The following is a 17,383-nucleotide window of genomic DNA, read 5'->3' on the forward strand; positions in this document are numbered from 1 at the left end:
GGCTTAATGCAGTCTCAACCCGAACGAACCACAGGCATTTCATGCTCCCGCAAACGGTGACCCAACCAATCTGGCTAAAGCTGCGCGTACATTGCGTCGGCCTGCTGTCAGCTGCCTGAGTTTCACCCCCTCCCACGACAACAGCCGCGCCGAAAGGTCCGGGATGTTCGTCGAAGCTACCGGCCTTGAGGCGCCAAACAAGTAGTAAGGCACTCGGCCATGGAAAACACTCAACCACCCCCCAATAGCAACGGTTACCTGCTGGCACTCGGCGCCGCCGCCCTGTTCTCGGTCAAGGCCATCTTTATCAAGCTGGCCTACCGCCACGGCGTGGACGTGGAAACTTTCATTCTGCTGCGCATGGCACTGGCACTGCCGTTCTACCTCGCGATCCTGATGCTGCTGAAGCGGCAGCAGGCGTGGCGTCCGGTCAGCCGCCGCAACCTGCTGCTGACCATCGCACTGGGCCTTTGCAGCTATTACCTGGCGAGCTTCCTCGACCTGCAGGGATTGCGCTATATCAGCGCCAATTTTGAGCGCCTGATCATCTACCTCTACCCCACCCTGGTGCTCTTTCTGGGATGGTGCTTCCTGGGTAAAAAGATTTCCGTACCGCAGTTACTGTGCATCGTTGGAGCGTATGCGGGCATTCTGTTGATCTACTGGCAGGACCAGAATTTCAGCACCGGCGCCCTACCCCCGACCTGGGTCAACCTGGATGCAATCAGCTGGGGAGCACTGCTGACCTTCGGTAGCGCACTGAGCTTTTCTATTTATGTGGCGTTCAGTGAGGGCGTGATCCGCCAGCTCGGTAGTCGTCAATTTACCGCGCTGGCGATGATAGTGGCGAGTGCGGCAATCACGCTGCACTTTGCGGTGCAGGCCGATTGGAGCAGGCTCCACCAGCCGTGGCCGGTCTATGGCTATGCACTGACAGTCGCCTTCCTGTGCACGGTCCTCCCGTCACTGATGATGAGCGCGGCCATTCAACAGATCGGCTCGGCCAGTACCGGCGCTATCGGTACCTCCGGCCCGGTTATTACCCTGATTGCAGCGGCACTGGTGCTGGGCGAACCGTTCACCGCTTACCACTTTGCGGGAATGGCGATCATTCTCGGCAGCCTGCTGGCGATGAAAAAGGTCAACGGGCTGAAAACAGTGCCGGCGACAACAACGGGAATGCCGCAAAAACCGGAAGCCCAGTCCCGCTAGGCAAATACCGCCTTCGCCGAATTCATCCTCTTTCTGGGGCACCGCGATGCACCCTTGCACGCGGCCGCCCCATTTCCGCCCGCTCTCCCGGCCAAATCCAGAACATTCCAGACGCCCATCACCGACGCACCCCAGTATTGGGCAGGGTCGCGCCCCGCTCTGGAACACGGGCACTGGCACGGTGCTTGCAAATTTATATCCGCGCAATGACAAAAAATAAAACGGGGACCCATGGATGACAGCAATTGAACAACCCGCACCCCACCTCTACGATGAGATGTTGTGTAGCGACGGGGTCCACGAGCATTACCGGGCCTACCTGCAGTGGCTCGAGAATACGCCGGACGCCACCCTGGAACAGAAACGCCGTGAGGCCGACACCCTGTTCCGAAGATTTGGAATCACCTTCAACGTCTACGGCGAAGAAGAAGGTACTGAACGCCTGATCCCCTTCGATCTCATTCCCCGCATCATTCCCGCCTCTGAATGGACCCACCTTGAGCAGGGCCTGCACCAGCGGGTTACCGCCCTGAACCGGTTCCTGCACGATATTTACCACGATCAGGAAATCCTCCGCGCGGGCATCATTCCCACCGAGCAGGTGCTAACCAACGCGCAGTTTCAGGTGGCAATGCTCGGGGTCGACCTGCCCGGGGACAATTACATCCCCATTACCGGCGTCGACCTGATTCGCGACAACAACGGCGAGTACTTTGTACTGGAAGACAACCTGCGCACGCCTTCCGGCGTTTCCTATATGTTAGAAAACCGCAAGATGATGATGCGGCTGTTTCCGGAACTGTTTCTGGCACAAAGCGTGGCGCCGGTGGAGCATTACCCCAACCTGCTTCTGGAAACCCTGCAGGGTGCCAGCGGCGCCGACAACCCCTGTGTGGTGGTGCTGACGCCGGGGCGCTACAACAGCGCCTTTTTCGAACACGCCTTTCTCGCTCAGCAGATGGGTGTGCCGCTGGTAGAAGGCGCCGACCTGTTCGTGCGCAACGGCTGCGTTTATATGCGCACCACGACTGGTCCGCGCCAGGTACATGTGATTTACCGCCGCATCGACGATGCGTTTCTCGACCCACTCGCCTTCGACCCCAGCTCCATGCTCGGCGTGCCTGGACTGCTCACCGCTTACCGCGACGGCAGTGTCATTCTCGCCAACGCACTGGGCACTGGCGTCGCCGACGACAAATCCATTTACCCCTACGTGCCGGACATGATCCGCTTTTACCTGGACGAAGAGCCCATCCTCAACAACGTACCGACCTGGGTGTGCAGGAAGGAAGAAGACCTGGCCTATGTGCTGGACCACCTCGAGGAACTGGTCGTGAAGGAGGTACACGGCGCCGGCGGCTACGGCATGTTGATCGGCCCCAAGGCAGACCGCGAAGAACTGGACTTCTTCCGCCAGCGATTGCGCGACAACCCGGCCAACTACATCGCGCAACCGACGCTCTGCCTGTCCACCTGCCCGACCATGGTGAATGAGGGGATAGCCCCGCGGCATATCGACCTGCGGCCATTTGTGTTGAGCGGCAATGAAATAAAACTGGTGCCCGGCGGGCTCACCCGGGTGGCCCTGCGCGAGGGCTCCCTGGTGGTCAACTCTTCCCAGGGCGGCGGCACCAAAGACACCTGGGTACTGGAGGGCGCCCCATGCTGAGCCGCACCGCAAGCAGTATTTACTGGATGGCGCGCAGTCTGGAGCGGGCAGAAAACCTTACCCGGCTACTGGACGTCAGCCACAACATGTCACTGATGCCGAATTCCAAGGGCGGCCAGCAGGAACTGCTGGCACCGCTGACGATAACCGGTCGCCTGGATCAGTTCCGGGAAAGCTACCCGCAGCTCAATGCCGAGGCATTGCTGGAGTTCTTCCTGTTCGACGAAACCAATGATGGCTCCATATTCAGCTGCATTCGATCCGCCCGCGACAACGCCCACAGTGTGCGCGACAAACTGTCGTCGGAGGCCTGGGAGAGCATCAATGCGACCTGGCTGGAGCTGCGCCACCGCCGCCAGCTCGGCATCAACCATGAGGGCGTGAAAAGCTTGATCGACTGGATCAAGCAGCGCTCCCACGAGTTCCGCGGCGCCGCCTACGGCACCATGCTGCACAACAATGTCTTCCACTTCATGCGGCTGGGGACCTTCATCGAACGGGCAGACAATACCGCGCGCATTTTGCGGGTAAAACTCGAAGTGATGGAATCGCAGCACAACAGCAATCACGCCATCGACTTCTACCAGTGGAATGCCTTGCTACAGAGTCTCGGTGCCTACGAGGCCTACCACGATAAGTACACCGGCGGACTCACCACCCGCAACGTTACCGAGCTGCTGATTCTCTCCGCGGAACTGCCGCGCTCACTGCGCTACTGTATCGGCGCCTTGATGAGTCAGCTGATCGCCATTGAAGGTACACAGGGCCAGGCCGCAAAACGCTTGTGCGCCGAGTTGCATGCACGCCTGGAGTACGGAGAAGTGGATTTCATCATCCGTTTCGGGTTGCACGACTACCTGAACGATCTGCTGCGGCGTATTCACACCATCGGCGACGAGATTCACCGCAGTTACTGGGAGGGCGCATGAAGCTCAGCATCGACCATGTCACCGACTTCAGCTACGACACCGAAGTCACCCACAGCATCCAGTACCTGCGGCTAACACCCCAGCCCTCTTCCGGACAGCAAATCCTGCACTGGCACCTGGACGCGCCGGGCAGTGTGCACCGCACCCTGGATACTTACGGCAACATACTGCACGTATGCACGGTGGATCAGCCGCATCAGGGCATCACCATTCGGGCCCAGGGAACGGCGGAGATCAGTGCCGATGAGCAACCGGAACGTGAGAACCGGATACCACCGGAGATTTTTCTACGTACCTCCCCGCTCACCGAACCCAGTGATGCGATGCGTGAATTCGCGCGGGGCTTCGCCCCTGCACGCGAACAGGCACAAGCGGGCCGGCACCAGCTGATTGAATTGATGTCTGCGCTGCTGGAGCGCATCCCCTACCGCAGCGGTATGACCCATGCCCAAAGCAGCGCGGCCGACGCCTTCGCTCAGGGGTTCGGCGTGTGCCAGGACCACAGCCATATTTTTATCGCTTGCTGTCGCTGGCTGGGCATCCCTGCCCGCTATGTCAGCGGCTATGTCCACGCCGGAGACGACCAGCATATTGCCAGCCACGCCTGGGCCGAAGCATGGGTTGAAGACGCCTGGTACAGCTTTGATGTGAGCAATGGGCTTTCAACCACCAATCACCACCTGAAACTGGCCCACGGCATCGATTACCTGGATGCGTCGCCGGTGCGCGGGATTCGCTGGGGTGGCGGTGCAGAGTGTATGCGCGCCTATGCCCTGGTGGATCAGGTGGATCGCCGCGCAGCGGAAGAACAGGCACAACAGTGATCAGACTCATGACAAGCCCCTCCGCTGGTGCTACCTTTCCTGCGCACAACACGCGCACAGGATTGCCATGACGTACTGTATTGCCATGCGATTGAACGAGGGGCTCGTTTTTGCCTCAGATACCCGCACCAATGCCGGTGTCGACCAGATTGCCAGCTTCCGCAAAATGCATCTCTTGCAACAGCCGGGGGAACGCAGCTTTATCCTGCTCACCTCCGGCAACCTCGCCACTTCCCAGAACGTGATCAGCCGCCTGCAGATCCAGACCGAAGAGAACGAGGAGCCAAACCTGTTTACCGTCGGCAGCCTGTTTCGCGCCGCGGAACTGATCGGCGAACAGGTGAAGTCGATTATTTCCCATAATGCCCAGGGACAGCAGAGCGCCGGCGTGGACTTTGGCTGCCACATCCTGTTCGGTGGTCAGATTCGCGGCGAGGAGCCGCGCCTGTTCCATATATACCCCGAGGGAAACTTTATTGAAGCCACCGAAGATACCCCCTACCTCCAGATCGGCGAGAGCAAATACGGCAAACCCATCCTGGACCGGATCATCCACCACGATACCGGCCTGAACCAGGCGGTAAAATGTGCCCTGATCTCCTTCGACTCCACCATGCATTCCAATTTATCCGTGGGTATGCCGCTAGATATTGCGGTGTATCGCAACGATGCGCTGGAACTCAGTATGGAGCGGATTGAAGAGGACGATGATTATTTCAACCGCCTGCGGCGGTCCTGGAGCGCGGGAATCAAGCTGCTGTTTGACGATATGCCTTGATCGCAGGCCGAGCCAGAACGGGCAGGCGCTTGCGCCTGCCGTCCGGCCAGATTCTCAATCACTCTGCAGTGCATCGATGGGGTTGAGGCGTGAAGCCTTGATTGCAGGGTAAACCCCGAATAGCAGCCCGATGGCGGCACATACGCTGAACGACAGCAGTATCCCACTGAGCGACCAGGACACCGCCCAGCCTGCGTACAGGGCAATCGCTTCCGACAGCAATACGCCAAATAGAATTCCCAGTAGCCCGCCGAGGATGGCAATAGTGAAGCTCTCGACCAGATACTGGCTTCGAATATCCCGCCGGGTTGCCCCGACGGCGCGCAGTAATCCGATTTCACTGGTGCGTTCCAGCACCGTGGCAAGCATGATATTCATGATCCCGATGCCACCGACCAGCAGGGATATACCCGCAACACAGGACATCACAATATTGAAAATGGCTTGCGTCTCCATCTTCTGGGCCATCAGTGCCGCGGGGACCACCATAGTGAAATCCTTCACATTGTTGTGACGGCGGTTGAGCAGGTGGGCAATGGCCCACGCCGCCTCTTTCGCATCGGTTCCGTCGACAAGCTGAAACTTCAATTCCGTCACTTCCGCAGCAAGCGGCTCATCGGGAAAACGCTGCATGGCGGCAGATAACGGAATAAATACCTGACTCTGCTCTGCACCGAGGCGCACCCCCTCAAATTCCGAACCCGCCACAAACGGGGAATCCAGCACACCAACTACCGAAAACCACAATTGGTTGACCTTGATCCGCTCCCCCAGTGCGGAACGCCCCGGAAACAGTTGCTGCGCCGCTGACTCCCCCAGCACCGCCACCTGGGCAAAGTATTGCTCGTCCTCAGCCTCGATCAGGCGGCCGGCGGAAAGCTGAAACGGGGACATCCGGAAATACGCCGGGCTCACGCCGGTGGCAACAGCCTCGCTCTTTCCGAACTGGCTGAACAGGCTATAGGTCTCCAGCGATTTTTGCGCGGCAAAAGCCTCAACAAAATCCATAGTGGCCAGCACGGCCTCGCCGTCGCGCATACTGAGGCCGGCGGACTGCTTGCGCTGCTCAAAGAGTTCCTCCTGCTCCAGTTCCGGCCCCTGCACGATCAGGTTGTTGAGCCCCATGGTTTCGATCATGCGCAGGGCTTCGCGCTCGGCACCCTTGCCAATGTTGAGCATCGCGATCACGGCGCCAACGCCGAAAATCATGCCCAACAGGGTCAACAGTGTACGCAGCTTGTGCTGCGACAATTCCGCCAGCGCCTCCCGGAAACTCGCAAGCTGCACGCTCATGCACCGACCTCCCGCACCACCTTGTCGGCGGATACCTCATACAGAGAAATTCGATCCCCGGGCGCCAGGCCCTCGATTATTTCAATCTGCGTGGGTGTAGCCTGCCCCGGCGTGACATTGCGGCGCTCGAACCGCCCCTCCCGGTACAGGTGGACATAAGCACCCTCCCCATCCCGGAACAGACACTGCAGCGGGATTTCCAGGCGTCGCGCGGCATCAACCACTCGAATCTGCGCACGCACGTCGCGGTCGAGTTTGAATTGCTCGGGAACTTGCCGGTCAAATGCAGCCACCACCTGATAGTACTTTTGGGGGTTACCGCGCTCGATCGTCGATGGCGCCGCGCTGATGGTTTTCACTTTTGCGGTAAACCGCTGCGCCGGATTTGTTTCAAACCAGACGGAAACCAGCTGCCCCTCTTCGAGACCAATCGCCTCCCGCTCCGACACCTGCAATTTCGCCTGCATCACACTGGTATCCGGCAGGTCGGCAACCTTGTGCCCGGGCCAGACCTGACTGCCGACTTGAGGTTTCTCACCGCGCCAGTTCGCCACATAGGTCAATAAGCCATCGTGAGGGGCGACCACCTTCAACTCCGACAGGCCTTGCTCCAATCGCTCTATCTGCGCGCTGTGTTTCTGCTCTGCAACCGCAAGCACTGCCAACTCTCCTTCAGCACCGGTAGCAAAACGCTCGCTTTTCCAGTCCAGGTAATTCAGCTTGGATGCCAGGTATCGGGTATCCAGCTGCTCCTCAAGAATTTCAAGGCGAGACTTGAGGCGATCGTCCTCAATCGAAAACTGTTCGGCAAATTCCTTCTCCACCGCAACCTGGTCAATATCCGCCAGGATGGCTACCTGCTCCGTATCCAGGAAGCCGCGTTTTTCACGCAGATCTTCTTCCGCCTGAGTCAGCTCTCCAGCAACAAACCGCTGCTGGCGACGCATCTGGGCACCATCGAAGCGCGCAATGACATCGCCCTTCTTCACCAGGGAATACTCCGGCGCAAGCCAGGCAATAAACTTCGGGGGACCGGATGCGGGAGCCTGTATCGAAGTCGCCGATTCAGCCTCCAGCTCCCCCCGTGCCGGCACAAAGCCCGCACGTTCACTGTAATGAACCTGGTGCAGCAATGGCTCCGACTGCCTATCGCTGCAGGCCGAAAGCAACACCGAAAAAATCAGCAAGACAGCGGAGAGACTCTGTTGAATTCTCACAGTACTTCTCCCGCCGGCGGCGCCATCTGTTTGCTGTCGGACCCACCAAGAGTCAGGGATGCAGTCATACCCGGCTTGAGGGATGTGCTGCCGACCTCTTCAAGGCCAACCAGCAAATCCACCACCCGGCGTCGATCCCCTCTGGCACGGTCGCGCACTACCCGCCCCAACTCCAGAATCTGGCCATTCAAGGTGATCGCCTCCGCACCATCTATTGCCACTTCCACACCAGTACCGATACGGAGAAACGCCTTATCCACTTCATCCGCCTGTGCGCGCACACGTATCTGGCCCAGGTCGGAAATCTGCAACACCGGCTGCCCAAAACGCACGGACTCTCCGGCGGCGGGCTTCTCCCCTTTCCAGTTTGCGACATACTGCACCAGGCCGCCGATGGACGCCTTGACCTTGAGTTTTTCCATCTCCGCCTCGAGTGCCGCCACTTCCCCTTCGTATCGCGCCACCTTGTGCCTGGCCATGGAAATACGCAGCGCGCCGGTGCGCTTGTGCATTTCGGCGAGTTCGCGTGCGAGAGCCAGGTCATTGCGGGCAATTTCAAAGTCGATTGCCGCCTTTTCGCGCTCGATTCTGGACATGGACTGATCGAGGATGTTGGCACGGCGCTCGGCTTTTTCAAACTCGGCACGTTTCTCCTCGATGGATAAAATATCGTCCTTCGCGGTCTGTCCTTCCTTCAACAGGGTATTGTTAAGCTCGCTGCGCTGCCGTTTCAGTTCAGACTTCTTTTCGATCAACCCCTCGCGCACCGACTTATCATCGAACTCGACCACCACGGTCCCCTTTTCCACATGGCTGTTTTCCGGCACCATGCGCTTGATGCTGTACTGCCACATGCGCTTGATGGCCGGGGGCGCAACCATCATCGAGCGCGCGGATTCCAGTTCTCCAGGAATCGGCTGCATTGATGCGCGCTCCGCTACTGTAGCGACCTTGTCACGCTCTCCGCCACTGCAGGCAGCGAGCAACAATGCCATAAGAGCCACCTGCCACTTCACTTGCCTACCTCCGGGAATTCAATACGCGCGCCCATACCCGGCAACAGTTCCAGCTCCGGCTTTTCAATAAACTTGAACACCAACCGGTAATAGAGCCCCGGCCCCATCTCCTGCCGCTTTTGTGGCTGCGTCGCAATATCGGCGAGGCGCGCGGGAAGACTACGCTCCAGGTAGGCATCAAATACCAGTTCTGCATCCTGCCCGCGGAGCACTCGATCTACATCAATTTCGTGCAACCAGGCCTCGACATACAGGTCACTGAGAGAGGGAATTTCCGCAATCAACCAGCCCGGTTGCGCGGTCATACCCACAAATACCCGCTCACCACTCCACGGATGCTTGCCATAAAGCACTGGGCCGGCGCGCTCGGCGCGCAGAGACATGGACTCCAGCTGGGCACGCTTGTATTCCAGCGATGCCTTGGTAGTGGCGATTTTTACCCGCTGTTTTTTTGCCGCCACCTCTCGGGTTAGTTCAGCTTGCTCCAGCTCTTTGCTTGCCTTGCGCACAGCCGACTCGGCCTGCTTCTTGGCCACCTGATAGGATTCGTACTCGTAAGCACTCAGGTACTGGCTGGGTACGGCAGCATCAATAGCCGCCTTTTTCAGCAGTAATTCCGCACGTCTGAGGGCATAGGTTTTCTGCAGCACTTCCTCGGCAAACGCGCTTTCGTCTTTATCCAGCTTTTCTTCTGCAGTCTCCAGCACGACCATCTCTGAGTCGATCTCACCCTGAATTGCCCCGCCATCAAATACGGCAACGATTTCACCGGGCTGCGCCACTTGACCTTCCGGCATCAACCATTGCACCTCCACTCGCCAGTTGTCAGTGGTGGGCGAGAAAAACGGCTGGCTTTTTTCCGCACGCAGCTCTCCGCTGAGTAGCAATGGCGGCAGCGATGAGGCCTGGGAAGCAAGGGGCGACATGGATACAAACAACAGCAGCAGAGCGGCTAAGCGGGACATTTCGAATCCTCCACTACTTCGCCGTCACTCATCCGGATGGTGCGCTGGGCACGACTGGCGACGTCCTGCTCGTGGGTCACCATGACGATCGTCTGCCCTTCGTTATGCAGCGCACCGAGCAACTCCAGGATTTCCTGGGAGGTTTTACTGTCGAGGTTACCGGTGGGCTCGTCGGCAAAAATCACCTTTGGCCGATTGATCAGCGCCCGCGCAATGGCTACCCGCTGCCGCTGCCCGCCGGACATTTCAAATGGACGGTGTCCGACCCGGTGGCCGAGCCCAACGCGCTCGAGCATCTCGGCGGCGCGTTCTTCGGCCTCCGCTGAGCTGCTGCCATTGGCATACCGCAGTGGCAGCATGACATTCTGCTGAGCGGTTAAACGCGGCAACAGGTGGAAGGTCTGGAAGATAAAGCCGATATGGCGATTGCGGATAGCGGAGAGTGATTCGTCGTCAAAGCTCGAGACTTCGCGTCCGTCGAGCCAGTATTGACCGGCAGTCTGCTGATCCAGGCAGCCCAGGATATTCATTAATGTCGACTTGCCGGAGCCGGATGAACCCATCACTGCAACGAATTCGTTTTTTTTGATATGCAGGGAAACGTCACGGAGCGCCAGCACCCTGGCATCCCCGTCGCCATACTCCCGGCGCAATCCTTTTATTCTTATCACGCGTTAATCCGTTATCGGCCCGCCCTGCGCCTGCGGTAGGTAATACGATATATACATTTAAATGCAGACTACCCAATCTACCCATATGGCGCAATAAGCAGCAAGCAGATGCCTGCTCGCTTTCATCGCAGCGGACCCTTTCTCGATATTGGCGGGCAATTAAAACCGATACATTTCGCTGGAATGACGCTAATCCTGCGCGGCTTGTTTTTACCGAAGGCGGTACCCGCGGCACAGCAAATAGCAGCAACGATGACTAAAAGTAGCTAACCCCAGACACTCACCACCCCGCCGCCCTGCTCGGGCAAAGCAAAACAATTTGGCAATTGTGGCGCCCGGCTCTTCGAAAAGCCCACCACCACCCCGACTCACCTGTCACAACACGATAGCGTACACTCGTGCCATGTAGACAAAGGTCGACCGCTAGGGTAAAACCGTCAACGCTGTCTGAAGCGGGGGACGACATCAGAGCCCGCAGGCAACAAAAATAAACAGGTAAAAATTCAGCGCTTTAATCAACCGAAAAAAAACAACTTACGCACCCTTATGTACCAGCCGTATTTTTCGGAGTCCTGCGGAAGGAACTGAGCAGGATGATTCTTGCGGCCACCATTCTCAATGGGGACTCAATACCATGGAAAAGGTACATAACGTTGCGCGTCTGATTTTAGCGCCGCTTTCACTTCTTACTGCACTGCATTCCTCGATCGCAGTTTCGGCGACATCGGTCGCCGGATCGAATTCTTCCAACGGCAGGGTATTTGGCATTTGCTTCGACGATGCGAATGGGGATGGACAACCCGACCCGCGCACTTCCGCAAGTGCCGATGGCGGCACAACGCCAGTTGCACTGGCCTTCTACCTTGACCCGCTGAGTATTTACGCCAACGACGCCGCGAATGCCAGGAAGCTTTTTGTTGCCGACGAAAAAGGCCGTATTAGGGCCTTGAGCTGGCCATCCCCGCTGGGGGATGACAAGTGTAACTTCACCCCTGTTCCCGACAACCACTACCAATATGATGCGGCAACCGCTTCCGCTGGCCCGGCCAACCCCAACGGGCTTAGCGTGACACGCGGCAGGCAATTGTTGGTTCTGGATTCAAAAGCCGGCAATGTGAAGTCGCAACTCTGGCGTTTCGATCTCGCGCAAGGACACCTCGGAACGCCGCTGTTGCTGGACGAGGATGTCAAAGTTAACGTCAATGGCGAAACCGTATCTTCCCAATTTCTGGAAGAGGGACTCAGCCTGCCGAATGGGGATTTCCTGGTGGCATCCTCCGATCCGCGCGCCATTCTGCGTTACAAGGCGGACTGTATCGCAGGTCCTGGCCCCTGCCCCGCAGAAACCTTGCTCGGCCCAGACAACCTTTCCGGCACCCCCGCGGGCATTGCACTGGCCCCGGCACCCTTGACCTCCAAGCTGCTGGTCAGCGCGACCAACGGGACGGTGGAGGTCTACGACATGACCTCGACTGGTACGCCAGTACGCCAGGCAAATCCCCTGATCAGTGGATTGAACCAGGGGCGCTTCAAAATAAAGACATTGCGCACCGTGACTGGCAGTGAGTACCAGCAATATGCCGGCGACCTGTATCTCGCCGGCCGCAATAATGGACAGATCATCCAGCTCAACATCCTGGATCAGAATGGCGAGCTTGCTGCACCGCGCGATGAATATGGCAATTTTGTGTACCAGGCGCTTAGCAGCGTACAGTTTCCGGTTGGCCTCGCAGCCACCGAAGTAGATACGGCCTCAGCCACAGAATGCGCTTCGGCAACCGGCTGCAACATCACCCCGGCAATCAATCACCGAATCGTGGCCGAACACCCGATAGCTGGTGATGTTGGCGAACAATATGAGATCTATCCAGATCCCAGGACCATCTGTGGGGGTAATGTGATCCCTGCCTGCCCGCCGGCTGGAGCCCCCGACTACAGCGCCAGCTGTGACAACAGTATTTCTCTGCGCCAGTTAAACCCGGCCTATGAAGATGTCAGGATTCCCGGCAACCTTTGCGGCTCGCCGAACATTGCCGTTGTAGATGTGAATTCGAGTATCGACATCACTTCCGAAGTCATCGAACACACAGTCGAATACAGTAATATTTCCGATGCACTCGACTGTCACGGCAGCGACCGCAGCCGACAGCCCGTCGTGGCCTGGGCCACCAAAGCAGGAGAGGATCCGGTTGTCGAGGGACAAAAGACAGTCGATGTCACCAGCGGTTGCGGTAGCGTTCGCGCAGGCACCCGGGAATACTCTTACTTTGTATTCGGCCTGCGCTACCTGCCCGATCCTTATAGTGACCTGTCCGGGAGCAAGAAGAGCGAACGCCAGCTAACGGACCTGTTTGTCGATATCGTCAGGCAGGAAATCACCGCCTTGCGCGCGACCTTTGAGGAAGCCCGGCTTTCCTCAGGAGGTAGCTGCGTGGTCGACCCGGACAATCTCCTCGGCACATCCCTGTCGGATCTGGAAACGGATTTCGATCGCGGCCAGCATCGGTTCGCCCAGGAACATGCGCAGTCTTTCGCCGGATTTATAGAAGCCGACAGCTCTCTGGTTAGCCCTAAAAATCTTGGTTGCTCGGAAAACTTCCGGGGCGAATTACAAACACGCGCGATACACATCTGGTACAACATCAACTCCAAAGTACTGGACAAACCCTGGGGATCCTACTGAGTGAAATAAATCGCGGATAAACAGGGCTACCGGCATGCCGAACGACAAGGGAGAACGCTTCCGCAACTGGATCCGTAAACACGAATGGACCATCGTCGTAGTATTGACGACGATCACTTTCGTAATGGGGTGCATCGGGTATTACCAGGTAATGCACTTCGAGGAGCAGGGTGGAAGCTTTACCTACTGGGACATTTTTTACAGCACGTTCAAGCTGTTCATTTTCAACGCCCAGGATGCCACGCCCGGGTGGCCGCTTTACCTGCAGCTGGCGCGGATACTCGCCCCATTCCTGCTGATCTACGCCGCGGTAAAGGCGATCTGGCTGCAGGTTGGCGAACAGGTTGCCCTGTTCATGTTGCAGATCAGGAACAGGCCCCTGATCGTGGTGATCGGGATTGGTGAAACGGGATTCCGGCTGGCCAGGGAATACCTCCTGGATACGAGGAGCGACGTGGTCATCATTGACCAGGATCGCTATAACCCGCTGGTTGCCGAACTTAAAGGTCTCGGCGCTATCGTCGTCAATGGCAACGCCATAGACCCCGCATTGCTCGCGCGCGCCCGGGTATCGCTGGCCAGGGAAATTTTTGTATTTACCGGCGATGAGCATACCAACATCATTATTGGTAAACATATTCACCGGCTGGTGAGGGCTCCACGAAAAACCGGCAAAACAAAAACCACGTCAACGCCATCCGACCGAAAGCGAGACGGTATCCGCTGCCATATTGAAGTGGATTCCCCAGAACTTTATGAGCTATTTCAGGAGCATCCCTTTTTTAACCTGATTGAAGAAAGGTTCAAGGTGAAGATCTTCAACCGGCGCGAGGCAGTGGCAAGAAATATATTCGACCAGTGCGCGCCCGACCTCTATTACCGGCCCAATACGCCTGCGGACAAGCAGATGAATGTGCTCTTTCTGGGCTTCGGCTCTCTTACCCAGGAATTGTTACTGCAGCTCTCACTGACTGCCCATTACGGAGACCTCCGCACGCCGCGAGCCACCGTGATCTGCAACGAGGATCGCCGCCCGGACGCGGAAAGTTTTTATCACCGTTATCCCAATATCGAAAAAATTGTCGACCTGCAATTTATTTACCGGAACCCCATGGGTCTAGTGCCCGATGACTGGATCAAGCTTCAGTCCGAGCAGCAATTCTGCGTGTGCTACTCCGCACTGACGGAGGACGTCAACAGTATTCTGGTCGCCAAGCGTCTGATGCGACTGCAAACCGTTGCCTCACTACCACACCTCAATTTTGTGGTGTGTCTGAACCAGCAGACCTGGATTGCCGATGTCATCGACGACGATTTCGACCCGATCTCGAGGGACAAAACACGGCTGCCAAGCGCGTGGCCAATTGAGTATTTCGAAACCCTCGACAACACCATTACCATTGACATCGTCGTCAATGATGCGCTCGATAGACTGGCCCGCGCCATCCACGACTCGTACGTCTCGAGCCAGCTCCAGGCCGGCCAGACTTTCCTCGACAACCACTCCATTACCCAGTGGCCGGATCTGCCACCACACAAGCGACTGGCAAACCAGCGCGCGGCCGCCCACCTCGATGTCAAGCTGCGCGTCGTCGGCCTCAGTCGCGAGCAAAGCGAGCAAAATGGCGAGCCACGGCCACTGTCACTGCCAGATGAAGCCATCGAATTACTGTCAAAAATCGAGCATCGCCGGTGGATGGCGGACAAGTACCTGTGCGGCTACGTTTATGGACCGAAGCGAGACGACGCCCGCATGCAGCACCCGGACCTGAAACCGTGGGAGGCGTTATCGGAGTCGGATCGGGACAAGGATCGCCACAATATTCTGCAGATTCCCCAGTTGCTTGCCATGCTCGGACAGGCTATTGCCCAGAAAAAGGAAACGACCGATGTTACCCAAGTTGGCGGAAGCGAAGTACAAGGCGTTTATCAGTTATAGCCACGCCGATGAAAAGTGGGCGAAGTGGCTGCACAAAGCTTTGGAAACCTACGTGGTGCACCGGCGTCTGGTCGGACAGGAAACACCCGCGGGCACCATCCCGGGTAAACTCTCCCCCGTGTTTCGCGACCGGGACGAGCTGGCCAGTGCAACCGATCTGAGCAATATCATTCACCAGGCACTTTCGCAGTCGTCCGCCCTGATCGCCATCTGCTCTCCCGCGGCCGCCCGCTCGCGCTGGGTGGATGATGAAATCCTCACGTTCAAGCGCATGGGCGGGGAGCAGCGGATTTTTTGTCTGATTGTGGGCGGTGAGCCCTATGCATCCTCGCAAGCCGAAAATGCCGCCGCAGAGTGCTTTCCTGAGGCGCTGCGCTATCAACTGGGTGAAGATGGCAACCTGTCGGACACACCGGCAGAACCCATTGCCAGCGACGTCCGCCCCGGTAAGGACGGCAAGGAAAATGCCAAGCTGAAGCTGATTGCCGGGCTGCTCGCTGTTGGATTTGACGACCTGCGGCAACGCGAGGCCATGCGGCGCCAACGACGTATGGCACTGGTCGCCTCCACATCGGTCGCCGGTATGCTGGTGGCGTTTGGTCTTGCTGCAGCTGCCATCATCGCCCGCGACGAGGCGGAGGCTGCGCGCCGTATTGCTGTAATCGAAGCAGGAAAAGCCCAGCAAACCACTGAATTCCTGGTAAAGCTGTTTTCAGTGTCAGATCCCAGCGAAGCGCGGGGCAACACGGTGACCGCCCGGGAAATCCTCGACAAGGCCGCGCGCAGGATCGAAACCGAACTGGCTAACCAGCCAGAAATTCAGGCGGCACTCACCGGGACTATCGGCGAGGTTTACACCAGCCTCGGCCTTTACCAGCAGGCAATGCCACTGCTGGAAACCTCACTGGAAAATCGCCGCGCGCTGGAAGGCACCCAAGTAAAGGAGTTGGCCGAAAGCCTGAACCGTATCGCGCGCGTATCTACCGTTCAGGCTGACTACCCTAGAGCAGAGGCACTCTACAACGAATCCGTACAAGCACTGCGCGATTCCGGTGCAGAGGAGGCACTGGCAAACAGCTATGCGGGACTGGCTGAGCTTTACTTCCGCATGGGGCAGTATGAACGCGCCCAGCCGCTGTTAATGGATGTTCTGGACCTCAGAGTCAAACTGCTGGGTCCCAAATCCGCCAAAGTGGCCGATGCCATCGAGGAGCTCGGACTGAGTCACTTCGATCTCGGCAACCTCGATCAGGCAGAGCAGATGCTGACCCGCTCCCTTGCGCTGCGAAGAGAAATTTATCAGGGCAGCATCCACCCTGAGCTTGCGGAAAACCTCAACAACCTCGCATCGCTCTACTACCAGCAGGGCAAGCTGGAAGAAGCTAAAGAGCTATTCACAGAGTCACTCACCATGTTTCGCGAGCTGCTGGGGGATGTGCACCCCGACCTGGCGGCAATCTACAACAACCTCGCCCTGCTCAACCATGACCAGAAGCGGTTGGAGCCGGCGGAAACCATGTACCGGGAGGCGCTACTACAGCAGCAAAAAATCCACGGAGAGGAACACCCTGAAGTTGCGCGGTCCTACAACAACCTGGCGTATCTGTTATACGACCGCGGGCACCGACAAGAGGCACTGGAGATGGTGGAAAAAGCCTTGCAGATCGCGCTTGCCACGCAGGGTCTCCAGCACAAGGATGTTGCGAGCTACCGAGGCACCTTTGGCCGCTGGCTCGCCGAAAATGGTGATTACACCAGATCCGTCGCCCTGCTACGTGAGTCGCTGGCCATCAAGGAAGGCTATTTCAATTGGGACCACCCGAGCCTGCTGGTTACCCGGTTTGACCTGATCGAATCTCTGGCAGGTGCACATGCGCTGGAAGAAGCTACCGCTCTCGCCCAAACCACCTATGACCAGTTAAAGCTGAGGCCGGGAGAAGCGGACTGGCTCACCCTGGTCTCGGAAAGTGTCTATGGCGACATTCTCAGTCGAAACAACAACCTTGAGCAGGGAGAGCCCCTCCTGGTGCATGCATACGAACGCTTAAGCCAGGACACCACGGTCCGCGCGCAGTACGTGCGCAAATCGCTGCAGCGACTGATCGACCACTTCCACCGGTCCGGCCACGAAGTACGAGCAAAGGAGTTTGAGAGCACGCTTCTCGCGATCTCCGGATAACACCCCGG

At 57.8% G+C, this 17,383-nt stretch carries 13 protein-coding genes; 8 read left to right on the forward strand and 5 right to left on the reverse strand.

All coding sequences use genetic code 11. From position 1 onward, the window contains the following. The first annotated feature begins 219 nt into the window (after positions 1-219). The 5 genes from GTQ55_RS10630 (at position 220) to GTQ55_RS10650 (ending at position 5,412) form a co-directional block, all read left to right on the forward strand. Positions 220-1,212, forward strand: a complete 993-nt coding sequence (locus tag GTQ55_RS10630; protein WP_161858704.1) for a DMT family transporter — start codon at positions 220-222, stop codon at positions 1,210-1,212. A gap of 235 nt (positions 1,213-1,447) precedes the next feature. Next, positions 1,448-2,881, forward strand: a complete 1,434-nt coding sequence (locus GTQ55_RS10635; RefSeq protein ID WP_161858705.1) for a circularly permuted type 2 ATP-grasp protein — start codon at positions 1,448-1,450, stop codon at positions 2,879-2,881. Next, positions 2,875-3,810 carry an alpha-E domain-containing protein gene (locus tag GTQ55_RS10640; RefSeq protein ID WP_161858706.1) on the forward strand — a complete coding sequence of 312 codons (936 nt, stop codon included), beginning with the start codon at positions 2,875-2,877 and terminating at the stop codon, positions 3,808-3,810. Before GTQ55_RS10635 ends, GTQ55_RS10640 begins: the two co-directional genes overlap by 7 nt. Beyond that, the gene (locus tag GTQ55_RS10645) at positions 3,807-4,634 is read left to right on the forward strand and encodes a transglutaminase family protein (RefSeq protein WP_161858707.1); all 828 of its coding nucleotides are present in this window, start codon (positions 3,807-3,809) and stop codon (positions 4,632-4,634) included. Before GTQ55_RS10640 ends, GTQ55_RS10645 begins: the two co-directional genes overlap by 4 nt. A 67-nt stretch (positions 4,635-4,701) precedes the next feature. After that, positions 4,702-5,412, forward strand: coding sequence for a proteasome-type protease (locus GTQ55_RS10650; RefSeq protein WP_161858708.1), 711 nt, complete (start codon positions 4,702-4,704; stop codon positions 5,410-5,412). A 54-nt stretch (positions 5,413-5,466) separates the two neighbouring features. Here GTQ55_RS10650 and GTQ55_RS10655 read toward each other — a convergent pair whose 3' ends face one another. Genes GTQ55_RS10655 through GTQ55_RS10675 form a run of 5 tightly spaced genes read right to left on the reverse strand, consistent with a single transcriptional unit; the run spans position 5,467 to position 10,574 of the window. Then, positions 5,467-6,705: an ABC transporter permease gene (locus tag GTQ55_RS10655; protein WP_161858709.1), complete on the reverse strand. Its 1,239-nt coding sequence runs from the start codon at positions 6,703-6,705 to the stop codon at positions 5,467-5,469. Next, positions 6,702-7,922: an efflux RND transporter periplasmic adaptor subunit gene (locus GTQ55_RS10660; RefSeq protein ID WP_161858710.1), complete on the reverse strand. Its 1,221-nt coding sequence runs from the start codon at positions 7,920-7,922 to the stop codon at positions 6,702-6,704. Before GTQ55_RS10660 ends, GTQ55_RS10655 begins: the two co-directional genes overlap by 4 nt. Continuing rightward, a complete protein-coding gene (locus GTQ55_RS10665) occupies positions 7,919-8,938 on the reverse strand; it encodes an HlyD family secretion protein (protein WP_237567647.1) in 1,020 nt (339 codons plus the stop codon). The genes GTQ55_RS10660 and GTQ55_RS10665 overlap by 4 nt, the downstream gene beginning before the upstream one ends. Further along, a complete protein-coding gene (locus GTQ55_RS10670) occupies positions 8,935-9,903 on the reverse strand; it encodes an HlyD family secretion protein (protein ID WP_161858712.1) in 969 nt (322 codons plus the stop codon). Before GTQ55_RS10670 ends, GTQ55_RS10665 begins: the two co-directional genes overlap by 4 nt. Further along, entirely contained in the window at positions 9,891-10,574 is a 684-nt protein-coding gene (locus GTQ55_RS10675; RefSeq protein WP_161858713.1) for an ABC transporter ATP-binding protein, read from the reverse strand. The genes GTQ55_RS10670 and GTQ55_RS10675 overlap by 13 nt, the downstream gene beginning before the upstream one ends. A 634-nt stretch (positions 10,575-11,208) precedes the next feature. Here GTQ55_RS10675 and GTQ55_RS10680 point away from each other — a divergent pair. From GTQ55_RS10680 to GTQ55_RS10690, 3 genes are read left to right on the forward strand one after another with little or no spacing between them, the layout of a single operon-like run. Continuing rightward, positions 11,209-13,257 carry a PQQ-binding-like beta-propeller repeat protein gene (locus GTQ55_RS10680; RefSeq protein ID WP_161858714.1) on the forward strand — a complete coding sequence of 683 codons (2,049 nt, stop codon included), beginning with the start codon at positions 11,209-11,211 and terminating at the stop codon, positions 13,255-13,257. A 34-nt stretch (positions 13,258-13,291) separates the two neighbouring features. Next, positions 13,292-15,196: an NAD-binding protein gene (locus GTQ55_RS10685; RefSeq protein ID WP_161858715.1), complete on the forward strand. Its 1,905-nt coding sequence runs from the start codon at positions 13,292-13,294 to the stop codon at positions 15,194-15,196. Beyond that, entirely contained in the window at positions 15,147-17,375 is a 2,229-nt protein-coding gene (locus GTQ55_RS10690; RefSeq protein ID WP_161858716.1) for a tetratricopeptide repeat protein, read from the forward strand. Before GTQ55_RS10685 ends, GTQ55_RS10690 begins: the two co-directional genes overlap by 50 nt. The last annotated feature ends 8 nt before the right edge of the window (positions 17,376-17,383 follow it).

Origin of the sequence: Microbulbifer hydrolyticus (assembly GCF_009931115.1) — a bacterium.
Taxonomy (GTDB): Bacteria; Pseudomonadota; Gammaproteobacteria; order Pseudomonadales; family Cellvibrionaceae; genus Microbulbifer; species Microbulbifer hydrolyticus.

Coding starts and splice junctions, on each gene's coding strand:
- GTQ55_RS10630 (WP_161858704.1), top strand. CDS start 220: ATGGAAAACACTCAACCACCCCCCAATAGCAACGGTTACCTGCTGGCA.
- GTQ55_RS10635 (WP_161858705.1), top strand. CDS start 1,448: ATGACAGCAATTGAACAACCCGCACCCCACCTCTACGATGAGATGTTG.
- GTQ55_RS10640 (WP_161858706.1), top strand. CDS start 2,875: ATGCTGAGCCGCACCGCAAGCAGTATTTACTGGATGGCGCGCAGTCTG.
- GTQ55_RS10645 (WP_161858707.1), top strand. CDS start 3,807: ATGAAGCTCAGCATCGACCATGTCACCGACTTCAGCTACGACACCGAA.
- GTQ55_RS10650 (WP_161858708.1), top strand. CDS start 4,702: ATGACGTACTGTATTGCCATGCGATTGAACGAGGGGCTCGTTTTTGCC.
- GTQ55_RS10655 (WP_161858709.1), bottom strand. CDS start 6,705: ATGAGCGTGCAGCTTGCGAGTTTCCGGGAGGCGCTGGCGGAATTGTCG.
- GTQ55_RS10670 (WP_161858712.1), bottom strand. CDS start 9,903: ATGTCCCGCTTAGCCGCTCTGCTGCTGTTGTTTGTATCCATGTCGCCC.
- GTQ55_RS10680 (WP_161858714.1), top strand. CDS start 11,209: ATGGAAAAGGTACATAACGTTGCGCGTCTGATTTTAGCGCCGCTTTCA.
- GTQ55_RS10685 (WP_161858715.1), top strand. CDS start 13,292: ATGCCGAACGACAAGGGAGAACGCTTCCGCAACTGGATCCGTAAACAC.
- GTQ55_RS10690 (WP_161858716.1), top strand. CDS start 15,147: ATGTTACCCAAGTTGGCGGAAGCGAAGTACAAGGCGTTTATCAGTTAT.